This is a genomic window from Rudaea sp. (genome assembly GCF_047601565.1).
GTDB lineage: Bacteria > Pseudomonadota > Gammaproteobacteria > Xanthomonadales > Rhodanobacteraceae > Rudaea.
Map to the genome: position 1 here is coordinate 1,360,994 of NZ_JASGIY010000001.1, position 16,142 is coordinate 1,377,135.

12 protein-coding genes are annotated in these 16,142 nt (G+C 67.5%); 5 read left to right on the forward strand and 7 right to left on the reverse strand.

The window, feature by feature from the left end; genetic code table 11:
- Nucleotides 1–73: 73 nt before the first annotated feature.
- Together QM741_RS05830 and tnpA are read left to right on the forward strand one after the other, a co-directional pair.
- Complete coding sequence (locus tag QM741_RS05830) at nt 74–3,514, forward strand: ankyrin repeat domain-containing protein (protein ID WP_415206783.1); 3,441 nt, start codon at nt 74–76, stop codon at nt 3,512–3,514.
- Nucleotides 3,515–3,631: 117 nt separating this feature from the next.
- Complete coding sequence (gene tnpA, locus QM741_RS05835) at nt 3,632–4,063, forward strand: IS200/IS605 family transposase (RefSeq protein WP_415205856.1); 432 nt, start codon at nt 3,632–3,634, stop codon at nt 4,061–4,063.
- A gap of 206 nt (nt 4,064–4,269) precedes the next feature.
- Here tnpA and QM741_RS05840 read toward each other — a convergent pair whose 3' ends face one another.
- From QM741_RS05840 to QM741_RS05850, 3 genes are all read right to left on the reverse strand, one after another.
- Nucleotides 4,270–5,145 carry a hypothetical protein gene (locus QM741_RS05840; protein ID WP_415206784.1) on the reverse strand — a complete coding sequence of 292 codons (876 nt, stop codon included), beginning with the start codon at nt 5,143–5,145 and terminating at the stop codon, nt 4,270–4,272.
- Between the two features lie 176 nt (nt 5,146–5,321).
- A complete protein-coding gene (gene ubiB / locus QM741_RS05845; protein WP_415206785.1) occupies nt 5,322–6,986 on the reverse strand; it encodes a ubiquinone biosynthesis regulatory protein kinase UbiB in 1,665 nt (554 codons plus the stop codon).
- Nucleotides 6,983–7,642, reverse strand: a complete 660-nt coding sequence (locus tag QM741_RS05850; RefSeq protein WP_415206786.1) for an SCP2 domain-containing protein — start codon at nt 7,640–7,642, stop codon at nt 6,983–6,985. Before QM741_RS05850 ends, ubiB begins: the two co-directional genes overlap by 4 nt.
- A 221-nt stretch (nt 7,643–7,863) precedes the next feature.
- On the opposite strand from QM741_RS05850, the gene QM741_RS05855 reads away from it, so the two are divergent.
- Nucleotides 7,864–9,930, forward strand: a complete 2,067-nt coding sequence (locus tag QM741_RS05855) for a hypothetical protein (protein ID WP_415206787.1) — start codon at nt 7,864–7,866, stop codon at nt 9,928–9,930.
- A 7-nt stretch (nt 9,931–9,937) separates the two neighbouring features.
- Here QM741_RS05855 and QM741_RS05860 read toward each other — a convergent pair whose 3' ends face one another.
- Together QM741_RS05860 and ureG are read right to left on the reverse strand one after the other, a co-directional pair.
- On the reverse strand, nt 9,938–10,585 hold the full coding sequence (locus QM741_RS05860) for a HupE/UreJ family protein (protein ID WP_415206788.1): 648 nt from the start codon (nt 10,583–10,585) through the stop codon (nt 9,938–9,940).
- On the reverse strand, nt 10,572–11,228 hold the full coding sequence (gene ureG / locus QM741_RS05865; protein ID WP_415206789.1) for an urease accessory protein UreG: 657 nt from the start codon (nt 11,226–11,228) through the stop codon (nt 10,572–10,574). The genes QM741_RS05860 and ureG overlap by 14 nt, the downstream gene beginning before the upstream one ends.
- A 381-nt stretch (nt 11,229–11,609) precedes the next feature.
- Between ureG and QM741_RS05870 the strand changes: the two genes are divergently transcribed.
- Both QM741_RS05870 and QM741_RS05875 read left to right on the forward strand, forming a co-directional pair.
- The gene (locus QM741_RS05870) at nt 11,610–13,517 is read left to right on the forward strand and encodes a DUF3500 domain-containing protein (protein ID WP_415206790.1); all 1,908 of its coding nucleotides are present in this window, start codon (nt 11,610–11,612) and stop codon (nt 13,515–13,517) included.
- Nucleotides 13,518–13,617: 100 nt separating this feature from the next.
- On the forward strand, nt 13,618–14,802 hold the full coding sequence (locus tag QM741_RS05875; RefSeq protein ID WP_415209081.1) for a HupE/UreJ family protein: 1,185 nt from the start codon (nt 13,618–13,620) through the stop codon (nt 14,800–14,802).
- Here the strand turns inward: QM741_RS05875 and QM741_RS05880 are convergent.
- Both QM741_RS05880 and QM741_RS05885 read right to left on the reverse strand, forming a co-directional pair.
- Nucleotides 14,799–15,368 carry an urease accessory protein UreF gene (locus tag QM741_RS05880; protein WP_415206791.1) on the reverse strand — a complete coding sequence of 190 codons (570 nt, stop codon included), beginning with the start codon at nt 15,366–15,368 and terminating at the stop codon, nt 14,799–14,801. The two genes, QM741_RS05875 and QM741_RS05880, sit on opposite strands and share 4 nt — an antisense overlap.
- 247 nt (nt 15,369–15,615) lie before the next feature.
- Entirely contained in the window at nt 15,616–16,122 is a 507-nt protein-coding gene (locus QM741_RS05885) for an urease accessory protein UreE (protein WP_415206792.1), read from the reverse strand.
- Between the last annotated feature and the right edge of the window lie 20 nt (nt 16,123–16,142).

Sequence of the window (16,142 nt, forward strand, 5' to 3'; positions counted from 1 at the left end):
GCGGCGCTAACGGAATGAGTACGGTTTCTCGGTATACTCGCGCCGACTTCTTTCACCGCAGACCGCAACGGTAATGTCGAACCGGAGGCCCCAGCGCCCGCAAACCCCGCTGCTCTTTCTCGCCTGGTTCGTGCCGGCACTGGCCGTGTTCTCGCTCGCTGCGTTCGTGCGTCACCCCGCGGTCCTCGCCGCCCTGCTCGTCGGCGACGCGCTGACGATGGTCGCCGTCGCGCAGGCGCTGCGCACGCACCGAGGCGCGGTCGTCGGCGCTGGCGCGTATTGCCTCCTCCTCGCCGCGTACGCCGCGGTATTCGCGCTCGTCGCCTTCTTTCCCTCGCGCCTGATCCTCGGCGAAGCCTCGCTGGCCGCGGCGCTGCTGCTGTCGGCCGCGGTGTTCGTGCTGCTGCTCGCGCCGTGGCGCGCGTGGCCCGCGTTCGGGCTGGCGCCGTTGTCGGGCGGCCTGTTCGGGCGGCCTGGCGTCGGCGCGGCGCTCGAACGCAGCGTCGACGCCGCCCATCGCCTGACCGCGCGCGAGGATCTGTATTTCCCGCACGGCCTCATCGTCTCGCTCGCGCTGTTCGCGCTGACCCTCGGCGCCTTCGTGATTGCCGACATCGGCGTCGCCCTGCCCGAGCCGACGCGGCTGGCTGCGCTCGGCGTCTATGCGCTCGCGCTCGCGCCGCTCGCGCACTGGCTGATCGCGCGCGCGAGCCTGCGTGCGCTGCTCGATCAGCGCGACCTGCTGCGCGGCGATCGCGGCCGCCGCGACGCGCAGCCCGCACATAAGCCGGTACGCACCGAACCCGCGCTGACGGCGCCGCCGGCGATATCCGCCACGGCGGAGCCGGGCGCGGCCGCCGTCGTCGCAGCGGCCGCGATCGATCAGGCCGAACTCGATGCACGCCTGCTGCGCCACGCACGCGCGGGCGAGAGCGCGGCCGCGTGCGCCGCGCTCGCGCAAGGCGCCGATGCGAATGTCGTGCCCGCGGCCGGCGACCGCGACCAGCGCCTGGTCGTCGTGCTCGCCTGCGTCGCCCAGGACCTTGCGCTATTGCGCGCGTTGATCGCCAAGGGCGCCGACATCAATCGCCTGCACGCGGGCCTGACGCCGCTAATCGCGGCGACGCGCGACAGCTACCAGGGCCGCCCCGACGTCGTCGTCACCCTGCTGACCAATGGCGCCGATCCGCACTGCGCCGACGCCGAGGGCAACACGCCGCTGCACTTCGCCGTGCGCGCGGCCGAGCCGACCGTGGCCGCGCTGCTGTGCGATGCCTCCGCGCCGATCGATGCGGTCAACCGCGAGGGCCACACGCCGCTCGCGATCGCCTGCGCGCTGGGCCGCACCGACCTCGTGCGTTTCCTGCTCGAGCGCCGCGCGGCGGTCGAAGCGGACGGCGCCGTGCCCGCGTTGATCGCGGCCGCGGCCTCGCCCGACGACAACGCCGACGTGGTGAAGCTCCTGCTCAAGCGCGGCGCGCGCGTCGATGCGACGGACAATCACGGCCGCGCCGCGCTCGCAATCGCCGCGCAGCACGACAACTCGCACATCGCCGCATTGCTGCTCAAGTCCGGCGCGGCGATCGACGCGACCGACGCACTCGGCGTCAGCGCGCTCATGGAGGCCGCGCTCGCGGGCGCCGCGGATGCGCTCGACGTGCTCGGCGCGCACGCGCCAACGCTCGAACAAGTCGACCACAGCGGCCGCACCGCGCTGATGTTCGCCGCCGAATCGATGTACGCCGACGACGGCTTCGTCGCGCGCCTGCTCGAACTCGGCGCCTCCGTCGACACGGCGACCGCCGACGGCAGGCGCGCGGTCGATTTCGCCGCCACGGCCGGGCGCTGGAGCGTGGTCAAGCTGCTCGACCCCGCCTACGCGCTGCCGGCCAGCGTCGACGCGGGCGCCGCGCCCGCCACGGTCGCGCGCGAGGATTCGCCGGCGCATCTGCTCGACGCGCTGCGCTTCGGCCACTGGCAGATCGCCGACCATTTCGTCGAGTTGCAGCGCGCCTGGCCGATGGCGCGGCGCGCGCAGCTCTATCTCGACCTTGCCGAACACCGCGATCCGGCCGCACGCGCGTGGCTGCTCGATCACGGCCTCGATGCCAACGCCGCGCTCGCCCACGGCACGCCGCTCGTCGGCGCCCTGCTCGCGCAGCTGCCGGGCAGCCTCGCCGCACTGCGCGAGGTGCTGGCCGCCGGCGCGCAGACGTCTGGCAGCGGCCTGCTCGGCCCGGTGTTCGACGCGCTCGTGCGCCATCCCGAGCGGCGCGCGGAACTCGAGGCCGCGGCGCTCGCGATGGTCGAGCGCGGCGCGGACATCTTCGCCGTCGACGCGAACGCGCAGACGGCACTAACGCGCGCCGTCGCCTGCGGCAGTGCGGCGTTGACGCAGGCGTTGCTCGCGCGCGGCGTCGACCCGAACCCGCGCGACCGCCACGGCCGCACGCCGCTGTTCGCCGCGTTCGCCCTGCCGCCGGAAACGGCCGATGCGGTCGCGCGCGCGCTCGTGCGCGCCGGCGCCGATCCCGAGCTCGCTGCGGCCAACGGCGAAACGCCGCTCGGCCTCGCGCTCGCCTCCGCGCAAACGAACCTGCGCCGCTGGCTCGACTGGACGCCGTGGAAACTGCCCAAGCGCGCGCTGCGCGCCGCCGACCTGCCGGCCGCGGCGCAAGCGGGCGACGCGGAAGCCGCGGCGAAGCTGATCGATCTCGGCCTGCCGGTCGACGCGCTCGACGAAAAAGGCGCGAGCGCGCTGATGCGCGCGGTCGGCGCGGGCCGCGTCGATCTCGTCGCGCTGCTGCTCGAACGCGGCGCCGACCTCGCCCAGACCACGGCGAACGGCGCGACGCCGCTGTCCGCGGCGGTCACGGCGCGGCGGCAGAACGTCGTCGAAGCGCTGCTCGACCGCGGCGTCGCGGTCGATGCGCGCATGCCCGGCGGCGGCACCGTGCTGATGGTCGCCGCGGCGCTCGGCTACCCCGACATCGTCGCCACGCTGCTCGCGCGCGGCGCCGACGCGAACGCACAGGACGAGCGCGGCACGCGCGCGCTGCACGCCGCCGCGCAGTACGCCTTCGCCAGCCGCGACACCGCGCGCGCGCGGCAGACGCTGGAACTGCTGATCGGCAAGGGCGCCGACCTCGACGCGCGCGACCAGCGCGGCGACAGCGCGCTGCACGTGCTGCTCGGCGCACGCGCCGAACCGCGCAGCGTCGGCGACCAGCAGCATTTGCAATCGCTGTTGTCGCTGTTCCTCGTCGGCCGCGCCGACGTCGACGGCCAGGACGACCGCGGCGTCTCGCCGCTGCACGCCTGCGCGATCCACGGTTTGATTCTGCCCGCGCGCGCCCTGCTCGCCGCGCGCGCCGACCCGCAAGCCGTTGATGCGATGGGCCGCACGCCCTGCGACGTCGCTCACCTGCTCGGCTTCATCGACGTCGCCGCAGAACTGACCGCGCGCCTGCCGACCGCGATGCCGCTGCCGGGGCGGCCGGCGGCGCAACGCTAAACAACTATAGGAGTTCCCCCGGCTTTGCCGGGGTGGCAGTAACAGTTTGACATTTACGGGAGTCCATCGGAAACACTCCGGGCGTGAGCCGCCAAGCACACGAAACGGAGAGTCCCGATGGACGGGTATGAGAGTTTGAGCCACACAAAATGGGAGTGCAAATACCACGTGGTATTCATCCCGAAGTGTCGAAGAAAGAGTTTGTACGCGGAGCTACGCAAGCATCTTGGAGAGGTGTTCCGGCAGTTGGCGAGGCAAAGAGAGAGCCGGATAGAAGAAGGCCATCTGATGTCGGATCACGTCCACATGCTTTTGGCGATACCGCCGAAGTACGCGGTGTCGGAAGTGGTGGGATACATCAAGGGCAAGAGCGCGATTCATCTGGCGCGTACGTACGCAGAGCGGAAGCGGAATTTTCAGGGCCAGCACTTTTGGGCGAGAGGGTATTTCGTTTCGACGGTAGGTCGGGATGAAACGCAGATACGAGCCTACATTCAAAATCAGGAGCACGAGGACAAGCGCATGGATCGGTTGAATCTGTGGCGCTGAGTTGGCACCGACAGGTGCCAAAGAACGCGGGGCCGCGTTAGCGTCCCCGCACAAGCCGCTTTGAGCGGCTCACATCAATAAAGCCCCCGGCTTTGCCGGGGGATACTTACTGACTTTGCCCGTCATTCCCGCCAGAAGCGCGGGAATGACGAGCCAAAGCCATTCTTTGCCGAAACGCCAACCGAAAGTTGACGCGAACCGGATACTCAATTGCTCGCTTTGAAGCAGGAAACGTGAACACCCGCATCATCGACACTGGAAGTGCATGTGTATGTTCCGCCGCCACTGCCACTGATCGGAATACCCCAATCTGATAGCGCTTGCGCCCAGTGTTGAAAATCCGACGAATTACTTCCCGAGAACTGATAGTACGCTCGTCCCCCAGCGCCGCCCGTAACGGCATTCCGGTTGGTGGGTATGGTGTTGTTGTTGGAATCTCTGGCGGAATCCTGCACGACTTTGACGACGATTTTGCCGTTTGTTGTGGTGTCCTGCTTCAACGTGATGCGACTGCCGTCATTGAACGTGATTTCGGTTGTCACTGAGGGCACATGCGACGTGTCGAGAAGGTGAAATATCGACGCGAGATCGCCCAATAAGCTCCCGTAGTAATTGAATATTGCTCCATATGTCTGCGCGGCCCAATCGGTGAAATTATTCTGCTGCGGGCCGGGAAAGGCAACGTCCCATGCCGTGGTGTTCGGGTTAGGGTAACCATTGACATTGGTTACGTGACTGCCATTCGAGCTTACATGCCCCGCCAAGTCCATCTGGAAACCTTTCGACCAGCCCTGGGGCGACGCATAGTAATAGCTGATCAACTGTTGGCCCGCCGCAAGATCCGAGGGAGGCGGATCGAACTGCGTTGCGTCGCCGGATGCGACTTCGAATATCGTAAAACCCTGGAAGGTTCGGGCGGTCAGGTCGCCGATATAGATATCGCCCGTTCCGTAGGTTTTGGCTTTGGCAATTTTCTGTGCTCGCGTGCAGCCGTCGCACCAAATCAAAGGCGTTACTGCATGAGCTTCCATGGCGGCAGCACTCAGCAGTACTGCGATCACCGTTCCTTTCATCGACTTCATCATTGAAATCTCCTTGGTTTTTTTGCCCCTGTCGTCAAAGAACTTATCAAGAAAGGGGGGGGGGCTTGTCAATCGAAGTTCGCGAGAAACCACAACGGAAAGGCAACACCGTCATTCCCACTTTCACCGGAATGACGACGACTCTCGGCTTGCGTGAACGACCTCGATCGCGTCGCTCAACGTGCACGCCGCCAGGCGATGCCGAACGCGGTCGCGCTGACGACCAGCGCGATCCATGCCGACACCGGCACGTGTGCCCATAGCGCACCGCGCGTATCGAACGCATAGAGCAATGCCGCACTGACCAGCGACGCCGCGGCCAGCGGCAGCACGGCAAGCTGGCGGCGTTGCGCGCGCGCGAGGCGTTCGTTCTGTTCGAGCGCGGCGGCTTGCGCTTGCAGCGTCAGTTCGCCGGCGGCGGCGCGTTGCAGCGTGGAATGCACCAGTCCGGGCAGGTCGGGCACGGCGGCGATCCATTCGGGCAGGCGCTTGCGCACCTGGCGCAAGGCATGGCGCACACCGTAGCGCTTGCGCAGAATGTCGGCGAGCACGGGCCGCGCGACGGCCCAGATGTCGATCTGCGGATGCAGCAGGCGGCCGACGCCTTCGATGTTGAGCAAGGTTTTCTGCAGCAGGATCAATTGCGGTTGCACGGTGAGCTGATAGCGGCGCGCGACCGAAAAAAGTTTGGCGACGACTTCGCCGAGCGAAATCTCACTGAGTGGGCGCGTGAAGTACGGCTCGCAAACGGTACGCACGGCGGCTTCGAGTTCGTCGATGCGCGCGCTCTGCGGAATCCAGCCGGCAGCGACGTGCAGTTCGGCGATGCGGCGGTAGTCGCGGTCGAACAACGCCATGAAATTCTCGGCGAGCCAGAACTGGTCGCGATCGGGCAGCGAGCCGACGATACCGAAATCGAGCGCGATGAAGCGCGGATTCTCGCGGCGCGCGGGATCGACCCAGATGTTGCCCGGATGCGCATCGGCGTGGAAGAAGTTGTCGCGGAACACCTGCGTGTAGAACAGGCGCACGCCCTTCTCGGCAAGCGCGACGCGGTCGATGCCGGCTGCGTCGAGCGCTTTGAGATCATCGACGGCGATGCCGTGCACGCGTTCGAGCGTGAGCACCGACTCCTTGGTCTGGTCCCAGTATACTTTTGGAATGTAGACGTCGTCGCCCGCGGCGAAATTGCGCTTGAGCAAGGAGGCGTTCGCCGCTTCGCGCTGCAGGTCGAGTTCGTTTTCGAGCGTGGTTTCGATCTCGGCGACGATGTCGCGCGGGCGAATCTTGTCCGCGGCCGGATGCCAGCGCTGGGCGAGTTCGCCGAGCGCGCGCAGCAGCGCGACGTCGGCGCGGATGCGTGCGTGGATGCCGGGGCGCAGCACCTTGACGACGACTTCCTCGCCCGTGAGCAGACGCGCGGCATGCACCTGCGCGATCGAGGCCGAGGCGAGCGGCGTGGGGTCGAAGTTCGCATACGCGGACGAAATGGGCGTACCGAGCGCGGCCTCGACCGCGGCCCGCGCCTGTTCGCCGGGAAACGGCGGCACGCGATCCTGCAGCTGCGCGAGCTCGTCGGCCACGTCGGCGGGCAGCAGGTCGCGGCGCGTGGAGAGGATCTGGCCGAACTTGACGAAGATCGGGCCGGCATCGATCAGCGCCGCGCGCAGGCGCGCACCGCGCGGCAGGTTCGCGATGTCGGCCGACGGTTTCGGCAGCACGGCGCGCAGCAGGCGCAGCGCACGCGGCGGCTCGAATCCGTCGACGACCTCGTCGAGCCGATAGCGCGCGATCGTCGCGACGATGCCGGCCAGGCGCGGCAGTTGTCCGAGCGTCGTCATGCCGCATCCCTGCCGCGGCGCGCGGCGAGATGCTTCACGCGCGCTTCGAGCCGCTCGGCGCGCTCGCGCAGCGCGTCGACGTCGTCGAGGAACGACTCCATCTCGGCCGGCGCGACGAGGTCGCGGCTTTCCTCGCGCAGGAACTCCGCGGTGTTCTGCGCGGCGGCGTGCGCGGAATCGCGCGCATATGCGAAGGCGTGCTGCAGTGCATGCGCGAGCGGCACGCCGACGATGTCGCCGAAGGTTTTCGCGAATGCTTCCTCAATGTCGGGGCCATAACCGCGCAGCATTTTTTCCATGCGCCGGGCGAGATCGGCATCGCCGGAAATCTCGACCTTGCCGGGCGCGGCCGCGTCGTCGTCGCCGCGGCGCAGGGCGAAGGCGAGCAGGCTCGCGGGCGCCGCGCGCAGATCGAGGTCGCCGCTTTTTTCCCAGTGCGGGCCGACCCGGAGCTTGCCGTCCGCGACCGAGATCGCGAGCGCGAGCCGCGTGCCGCGCAGATCGACGCCGATGCGCTTGCCTTCGAGCGCGGACAGGCGCGCCTGCGTTTCCGTGTCGAGCGCGAGCACGCGATTGAGCACGATCTCGAGCGTGCCGCCGAGGCGTTGCAGGATCGGATTGGGCTGGCGCGGATCGGGCATCACGGAACGAGGCAAGGCTGGAACGGAATTGTAGCCCGGAGCAGCGGCGTTGCGGCCAGCTCGATGACGAGCGCAGGCGAAGGGATGACCGGTCGCGCGAACGAGGCCTGCGGCGGCCCGCAGCGCGACAGTCATCGTCGATCGCATCGAACCGGTCAACGCGGCGGATTAACGCGCGTTTCAGCCAGCGGGGAAGATGATCGTGATCGCCTGGAACAGGAGGGAGGGCGGAACCCATGCGCCACCGCTTGCTGAATTCGCTGGCCGGAATCGCGGCCGCGCTCGCCTGCGCAAACGCCGCACAAGCGACGCAAACCTACAGCGGCCAGACCGCCTCGGGCGCGTACTACCGGATCCAGGTGCCCGACGGCTGGAAGGCCGGCGATACGCTCGTGCTGTTCCAGCACGGCCTGTCGTTCGATCCTCCCGCGCCGAATCCGAGCCTCGGTCCGCTCGCCGATCTGCAGTTGCAGGAAGGCTACGCGGTCGCCGCATCGAGCTACAGCCAGCGCGCATGGGCGCTGTTCAACGCGCCCGACGACAACGCGCAACTGCTCGATGCGTTCAAACAGCAGGTCGGCGCGCCCGGCGCGATCATCCCGTGGGGCGGCTCGCTCGGCGGCCTGATCTCTCTCAAGCTCGCCGAGGATGCGCGCTTCGCGCCGGTGCCCGGCGTGCTCTCGCTGTGTCCGCCCGCAGCCGGTTCGCGCACCTGGGACTTCGGCATCGACGCGCGCCTCGCCTACGACGTCGTGTGCAAGGACGTCAACAGCGCAGGACAACTGCCGAAAGGCAAGGCGCCGCTGACCTGGGCCTACGACCTCGACGACATTCCGGACAACCTCGACGATCTGGAAAACGAGGCGCGGCTCGCGCAGACCTTGCTGCCGGTGAACGTCTGCACCGGCGTCAACCTGCCATCCGCATTGCGCAACGATGCGATGGTGCGTCGGCTCGACCAGATGGAGGATTTCGGCCACATCACGACCGACAAATTCTTCCTGACCGACATGGCCTATGCGACCTACGGCCTGTCCGACCTCGTGCGCGCGCCGGACAAGCTCGGCGGCATCAATCCGTTTACCACGACCGGCGTCGTCTATTCCGATCCGGCGATCGAAGCCGGCATCGCGCGCATCGATGCCGATCCGTTCGCGCAGTTGTACCTGCGCTGGGCCTCGGACTTCCGCGGCCGCATCGATGCGGCGACGAAGGTGATCTCCATGCACACGAGCCGCGACGAACTCGTGATTCCCGCGCACGAGTCGGTGCTGCGCGCGACCCTGCCGGCGGCGCAGCTGACCAGCGCGCTCGTCGACGAAGCCAGCCCGACGCATTGCGGCTTCAACACCGCCGAAGGCGTGGCCGCGTGGGAGGCGCTGCGCGGGTGGATCGCTGGCGCGAAGCAGCCGGGCGTCGCCGACCTGCAGACGGGTTGCCAGAGCGCCGTCGCCGGCGGCGTCAAAGGTCCGTGCCGCTTCGATGCGAGCCTGGAGCCGCCGAGCTTCGACAGCCAGGTCGCGCCGCGCCCCACGTCGACCGCGCCGAACGTCGATGCCAGCTACAGCGGCCTGTGGTACGACCCGGCGCGCAGCGGCGAGGGCATCGAACTGGAAATCCTCTCGGACAGCACGGCGCTGGTATACTTTTTCACCTATCCGCCGGCCGGCAACGCCGGCAAGCAGACCTGGCTGGTCGGCATGGGCGACATCGTCGGCAACGGCATCGAATTCGCCGACGCGCTGCTGCCCACGCGCGACGCGCAGGGCAGGGTCGTCTCGCAGCACTGGGGCCGCATCGCGCTGACCTTCGACGCCTGCGGCAGCGGCGGCATGCGCTGGGACGGCCCGAGCGGCTGGGGTTCGATGGAGGTGCCGCTGATCAAGCTCTCGCAGCTCGACGGCCTCGACTGCGGCTCGGCCGCCGCCGCCGCGCAGGCCAGCGGCGCCTGGTACGACCCGGCGACGAGCGGCAACGGCTTCCTCGTCGAACAATCGGACGCGAGCCATCTGCAGGTGCTGTACTTCCAGCAGAACACCGACGGCACGCAGTCGTGGATGATCGGAACGGCCACCGCCGACGGCAACGGCGGCTACTCGACGCAGCTGATCGAACCGAGCGGCACGCAATTCGGCAGCGCGTTCGACAAGACCAAGATCGACAAGTCGACGGCCTATCCGCTGAGCATGCGCCTCGCCTGCAGCAGCGGCACCGCCTCGATCACGCTCGCGCCGGGCAATGTGCTCTCGTTCGCTTTGCGTCGCCTGACCACGCCGGCGGGTATCGCGGCCTGCACTCCCTGATTCGCCGCTAGATCGCGCCGGTCAACACGGCCACGCCCGCGATCGCCGTAGCGGCGCCGCCGGCACGGCCGAGCCGCGGCGCATGGCGCTGCGCGAGCGTGCCGAAGACGATGCCCGCGCCATGCAGCAGCGCGGTCGCGGCGAGAAAGCCGATCGCGTAGCGCAGCGGATCGGCGGTGTCGGGCAGCTCGCCGCCGTGCGCGGCGCCGTGGAACCAGGCGAACGCGCCGACGAGCGCGATCGCCGCCGCCAGCGGCAGGCGCTGCGCGCACAGCACGAGCAGCCCGAGCGCGAGCAGCGAGGCGGCGATGCCCGATTCGATCGTGGTGGAAGCGAAACCGGCGTGCCCGCTTATCGCGGCCGCCGCGCCGAGCGCCATCACCGACACGAACGCGGGCGGCACGGCCCATAGCGCGCGCCCGCCGAGCTGCGCAGCCCAGACGCCGACCGCGAACATCGCGAGCAGATGATCCGCGCCCAACAGCGGATGCGCGAATCCCGCGAGCAGGCCGCCGTGCGCGGCATGGCCCGGATGGGCGAACGCCGGCACGCTGACCGCGGCCAATGCGAGCGCGGCAAGAAGCGCGGCCAAGCGCGGCCGCTTCTTGATCTTCGCCGTCGACGACGGCGGCATGGAGGGCTTACTTTTTCTCATCGTGCAGCTCCGGCAGGGGGCGGGAAGGCAGGCCGCCGGTCTCGACGATGAAGCGCGCGACCGCGCCGAGACCGTGATTGACCTTGAGGTTGGTGAACACGAACGGCCGCGCCCCGCGCATCTTGCGCGCGTCGCGGTCCATCACGTCGAGCGAGGCGCCGACGAGCGGCGCCAGATCGATCTTGTTGATCACGAGCAGATCCGAGCGCGTGATGCCCGGCCCGCCCTTGCGCGGGATCTTGTCGCCCGCGGAAACGTCGATCACGTAGATCGTCAAGTCGGCCAGTTCCGGCGAGAACGTCGCCGCGAGGTTGTCGCCGCCCGATTCGATGAAGACGATTTCTAGGCCGGGGAATTTCCTGTTCATCTCGGCCACCGCGGCGAGGTTGACGCTCGCGTCCTCGCGGATCGCCGTGTGCGGGCAGCCGCCGGTCTCCACGCCCGCGATGCGCTCGGGCGCGAGCGCGCCGGCACGCGTGAGGAATTCGGCGTCCTCCTTCGTGTAGATGTCGTTGGTGATCGCGGCGACGTTGTATACATTGCGCAAAAGTTTGCACAGCCTCTCGGTCAACGCAGTCTTGCCGGAGCCGACCGGACCACCGATGCCGACGCGGAGCGGGCCATTCGCTGATTGGAAAGTCATGCGCAAGATTCCCGTGACGACGTGTGCCGGATCATTCGCCGGTGTGGTGCGAAGCTTCCGCCATGAAGTGAAATTATCATTCGATCGAACATTGCGAATCCGAAAACAAAGAAGACATGACGACGCCATTTGACGGCGCGTCCGCCGCAAAAATAAAATTCCCGTTAGCGAGAAGAGACAAGGGGCCGAAAATCCATTTTGTTTCCCCAATTCCGATGAATTGCAGATATAGCATGGACCCAGATCGATTGCGCGGGGGAGGAACGCGATCCGATTCCGATATCGGCAATTTCGCAGGAAACGCTTATGCACCCCCAATCCGACAATTCGTCAAGCAATATCGTCCGGCAGGTTTTCCTCCACCGCTTCAACGGGTGGACCGTGGCCGCGAGAGTTCTCGCGCTGCTGCTGATTTGGCTTTCCGCAAGCGTGCCCGCCGCGCACGCCGCGGTCAATCCGAACCAAGCGGGCCTGACCGGCACGTGGTACAACCCCGAGACCAGCGGCCAGGGCTTCGTCTTCGACGTGATGCCCGACTACGTGGCGACCGGGCAAGGCACGTTCTTCGCCGCCTGGTACACGTTCGACACGACGGCCGGCGGCACCGACTCGGAGCGCTGGTACACATTGCAGGGCTCGGTGTACCAGGACGCGTCCTCGACCAGCCTGGCCATACTCCAGGGCCTCGGCGGAAGCTTCGTCACGAAGGGGATCACGAGCGCGACGACGGTCGGTTCGGCAACGCTGACGTTTTCGTCGTGCACGAGCGGCTCGCTCGTCTACACGTTCGACGACGGCCGCACCGGCACGATCCCGTTGACCCGGCTCACGGCCAATGTGACCTGCACGACCGACGACAGCACGGCCACGAACAGCAGTTTCGGCCTGTCCGGAAGTTTCTACACGCCGGCGACTTCAGGTCAGGGGCTGCTCATCGACGTCAACCCGAATTCGGCGCAGGCGTTCTTCGGCTGGTTCACGTTCGCGCCAGACGCTTCGTCGAGCCTCGGTGCGGCGGGACAACGCTGGTTCACCGGCCAGGGCGCTTACACCAGCGGCGCAAGTTCGATCAGCGTCGATCTCTACGAAGTCACGGGCGGCGTCTTCGACGCTTCCGACGCGGTAACGAGCAACACGGTTGGCACCGCGACGCTGACGTATACGAGTTGCAGTGCATTGACGCTGGCCTACGATTTCACCGGCGGTTCGGCGAGCGGGCAGAGCGGCAGCATCGCATTGACTCGCCTCGGCGCGGCGCCGCCAGGCTGCTCGCTCGATTCGAGCGGTTCGACCAGTTCCGAGTCCGCCGTGGTCACCGCGGCGAACGCCTTCCTCGCCACCTTGTCCACCAGCCAGCAGTCGACCGCGCAATTGACCTATTCGTCGGCGAATGCCACCAAGTGGACCAACCTGCCGGTTTCATCGCGCAACGGCGTCGAACTGGGCAGCCTGAGTACGACCCAGCTCGCCGCAGCCTATGCCGTGGTCGATGCCGCAATCAGCACCACCGGCCAGACGCTGATGGAGGAAATCCGCGAGGGTGATCAGGTGATCCATCTGACCAATACCGGCATGGCCTGGGGCTACGATCTGTACTACCTCGCCTTCATCGGCACACCGTCGACGACCTCGCCGTGGATGCTGCAGATCAGCGGCCACCACCTCGCCTACAACATCACCTACAACGGCAACTACGTCAGCGCCACGCCGATGTTCGACGGCGTCGAGCCGCCGAACTGGACCGATTCGTCGGGCACCGCGCACGCGCCGCTTGAAGCGCAACGCGCCGTGGTGCAGACCTTGGCCAGCGCCATCCAGGCCGACAGCAACGTCGCCAGTGCTGCCAAGCTCAGCAGTACCTTCTCCGACGTCGTGATGGGCGCCACTTCCAACGGCGATACCAACTATCCATTCACCTATCCGAGCGGCACGAGCGGCCGTGGCGTCCTCTATTCGTCGCTGAGCAGCACCGAGCAGGCCGAGGTCAAGGCAGTCATCGAAGCCTGGGTCAACACCCAGGCCGGCGACATCGCCACGAGTCTCCTTGCCGACTACGAATCCGATACGGCGCTGGCCTCGACCTACGTCGGCTATGGCGTCGGCGAGAGCGGCACCGCGGATTTCAGTTCCGATCCGTCCGGCCTCACCAGCCAGCATTCGTACCTGCGCATCGACGGCCCGCGCGTGTGGATCGAGTTTGTTGTGCAGCAGGGCGTGGCGTACACGAGCAACGTGCACTACCACACCGTCTGGCGCGACAAGACGGCCGATTACGGCGCCGAGTTCTGAGCACGTCATGGTCTCGCGCACGCTTTGCGTTCTGTTCGTACTCTTCGCACTGTGCCTGGTGCGGAACGCGTCGGCACACGCTTCGCCCAGTTCGGAGGTGATGCTGGATTTTCAGGCGGACGCCGTCGCCGCCGATCTGCGCCTGCCGCTGATCGAACTGGAACTCGGCTTCGGCAAACCGCTGCATCCCGCACCTGACGCGCTCGTCGCCCGTTACCGGCACGAGTTGTCCGACTATGTCGCGCAGCACACGCGGCCCGTCGCGCCGGACGGCCGCGCCTGGAGCGTCGAAGTGCAGGACGACATGGCCGTCGATCTCGACCAGCAGCCGCTCGATCTCGTCGTGCACGCGCGCATGCGGCCGCCGCCGGGCGCGCCGCTGCGGCGCTTCGACCTGAACTACGATGTGATCACGCACGAAGTGGCCAGCCATTACGCGATGGTGTCGGTGCGCAGCGATTTCGCCAATGGCGTGTTCGCCAGCCATCCGCAACTGCTGGGCATCATCCATTACCTCGACAAGTCGGTGCTGATCGATCGCAGCACCGGCAGCATGTGGCGCGGCTTCGGCGGCGTGTTCGCGCTCGGCATGGAGCACATCGCCGAAGGTACCGATCATCTGCTGTTCCTGTTCACGCTGCTGCTGCCTGCGCCGTTGTTCGCCGCGCGGCGCCGCTGGGCCGGCTACGCGGGCGCGCGGCACGGGCTCGTCGCTCTGGTCAAGATCGTCAGCGCGTTCACGATCGGCCATTCGCTGACCTTGTTCCTCGGCGCGATGGGCTGGGTGCATCTGCCGAGCCGTCTCATCGAAACGGTGATCGCGCTGTCGATCTTCGTTTCGGCGATCCATGCGCTGCGCCCGCTGTTCCCGGGACGCGAGGCGTTCGTCGCTGCCGGCTTCGGCCTCGTGCACGGCCTCGCATTCGCGTCCACGCTGAGCGAACTGGGGCTGAGCGGCACGACGCTGGCCACGGCACTGCTCGGTTTCAACCTCGGCATCGAAACGATGCAGTTGCTCGTGGTCGCGGCGGCGCTGCCGTGGCTGCTGCTGATCGCGCGCACGCCGGCCTATCGGTTCGTGCGCAGCGCAGGCGCCATCGTCGCCGGCATCGCCGCACTGGCCTGGATTGGACAGCGCGCGTTCGACTGGCCGAACCCGTTCGATGCGTGGATCGCCACGACCGCATCGCATCCGCTGTGGCTGCTGTGCGCGCTGGCGACGCTCGCGCTCGGTTCGTGGGGCTGGCAACGGCTCGGCGAGCGCGCCGTTCAACGATACGCCTAACTGCGAAACAGCCGCGTGTACTGGGTTTCGTGGCGGATCGAACACAGCTCGAGCAGCGGCGCGGCGGTGCCGAGTTCGTCGAGCGACGTTTCCAGAGCATCGGCCACGATGACGGCGATGCGCGGCGCGAGCCGCGCGGTGGCAATCTGGCCGTCGGTCTGGCCGAGCGGAATCAGGCGCACGCCGGCGGAGACGAGATTGGCCGCGGTCGCGTGCAGCCACGCCGACAGCGCCGCTGCGAGCGGCACGCCGTGCGCGGCGCAGGCGAGGGCCATCGCGATGCTGTGCGCGACGGGAAGGTCGCCGCGGCGTTCGGCGAATGCATCGAGCTGTGGGTGCGGCCATGCTTTGCGTGTGACAGCTAGAAACGCTGCGCCCTGCTGGTGGCTTTCGAGCGCGGTCTCGGCGCTGCCGCGGAAGGCGGCGGCGAGGTCGGCGATTTCGTCGAACGCAGCGGCATCGTGCGCCTGCTCGTATGCGCGCGCGAACAGCACCGCGTCGATCCAGCCGCCGCCGCGCGCGAGCACGGCGTCGACATAGTCGACCAGGGTATCGGCGTCGCGCACGCTGCCCTCCTCGACCGCCCATTCGAGGCCATGGCTGTAGCTGAAGGCGCCGGTGGGATAGCTTGGCGAGGTCCAGACGAGCAGATGCTGGAGACTCCCTCTCCCCCAAACGGTTTCATCGTTTGGGGGAGAGGGCTGGGGTGAGGGGGGCTTTTGATCTTGCGCCGTGTTTCGCGCAGAAGAGCCCCCCTCACCCAACCCTCTCCCCCGCGCAGGCGCAGGGGAGAGGGCTTTGTACTGGGCGCGCTCAATGGTCATGCGCGTGCTCCGCCGTGAACACGAACGGATGCGCGGCGGTTTGGTGATCGTCGTGCGCATGCGCGTAGGCACCGCGCTCGGGCGTGAACGGCGCGACGATCTTTTCGACGTGCGCGCCGAGGCCGCGCAGCATCTCGACGATGACCGCGTCGTCGCGGATCAGGATGCGTTCGGCCGAAAGCTGCGCGGGCAGATGGCGGTTGCCGATATGCCATGCGAGCTTGATCAGCGCATCGGTGTTGTTCGCGGTGACGGCGACGAGCGCTTCGGGCACCGCGCGCACGAGCACGATGCGGCCGTCGTCGAGCTTGAGACCATCGCCATCGTGCAGCAGCGTGGTTTGCGCGAGATCCAGCACGAATTCCAATTCATTATCGGCACGATAACGATAGCGGCGGCGATGGCGCCCCTCGTAGTCGAGCGTGATGCGGTCGGCCGCGTTCGCGGTATCCCATGAACCGGCCGGAAGAATGTCGCGTGCAAACGAATCGGTCATCGGATTCCAGGCAAGATCGT

Excerpts from the sequence above, each read along its gene's own strand:
- QM741_RS05830 (WP_415206783.1), top strand. The coding sequence starts at position 74 with ATGTCGAACCGGAGGCCCCAGCGCCCGCAAACCCCGCTGCTCTTTCTC.
- tnpA (WP_415205856.1), top strand. The coding sequence starts at position 3,632 with ATGGACGGGTATGAGAGTTTGAGCCACACAAAATGGGAGTGCAAATAC.
- QM741_RS05840 (WP_415206784.1), bottom strand. The coding sequence starts at position 5,145 with ATGAAGTCGATGAAAGGAACGGTGATCGCAGTACTGCTGAGTGCTGCC.
- ubiB (WP_415206785.1), bottom strand. The coding sequence starts at position 6,986 with ATGACGACGCTCGGACAACTGCCGCGCCTGGCCGGCATCGTCGCGACG.
- QM741_RS05855 (WP_415206787.1), top strand. The coding sequence starts at position 7,864 with ATGCGCCACCGCTTGCTGAATTCGCTGGCCGGAATCGCGGCCGCGCTC.
- QM741_RS05860 (WP_415206788.1), bottom strand. The coding sequence starts at position 10,585 with ATGAGAAAAAGTAAGCCCTCCATGCCGCCGTCGTCGACGGCGAAGATC.
- ureG (WP_415206789.1), bottom strand. The coding sequence starts at position 11,228 with ATGACTTTCCAATCAGCGAATGGCCCGCTCCGCGTCGGCATCGGTGGT.
- QM741_RS05875 (WP_415209081.1), top strand. The coding sequence starts at position 13,618 with ATGCTGGATTTTCAGGCGGACGCCGTCGCCGCCGATCTGCGCCTGCCG.
- QM741_RS05885 (WP_415206792.1), bottom strand. The coding sequence starts at position 16,122 with ATGACCGATTCGTTTGCACGCGACATTCTTCCGGCCGGTTCATGGGAT.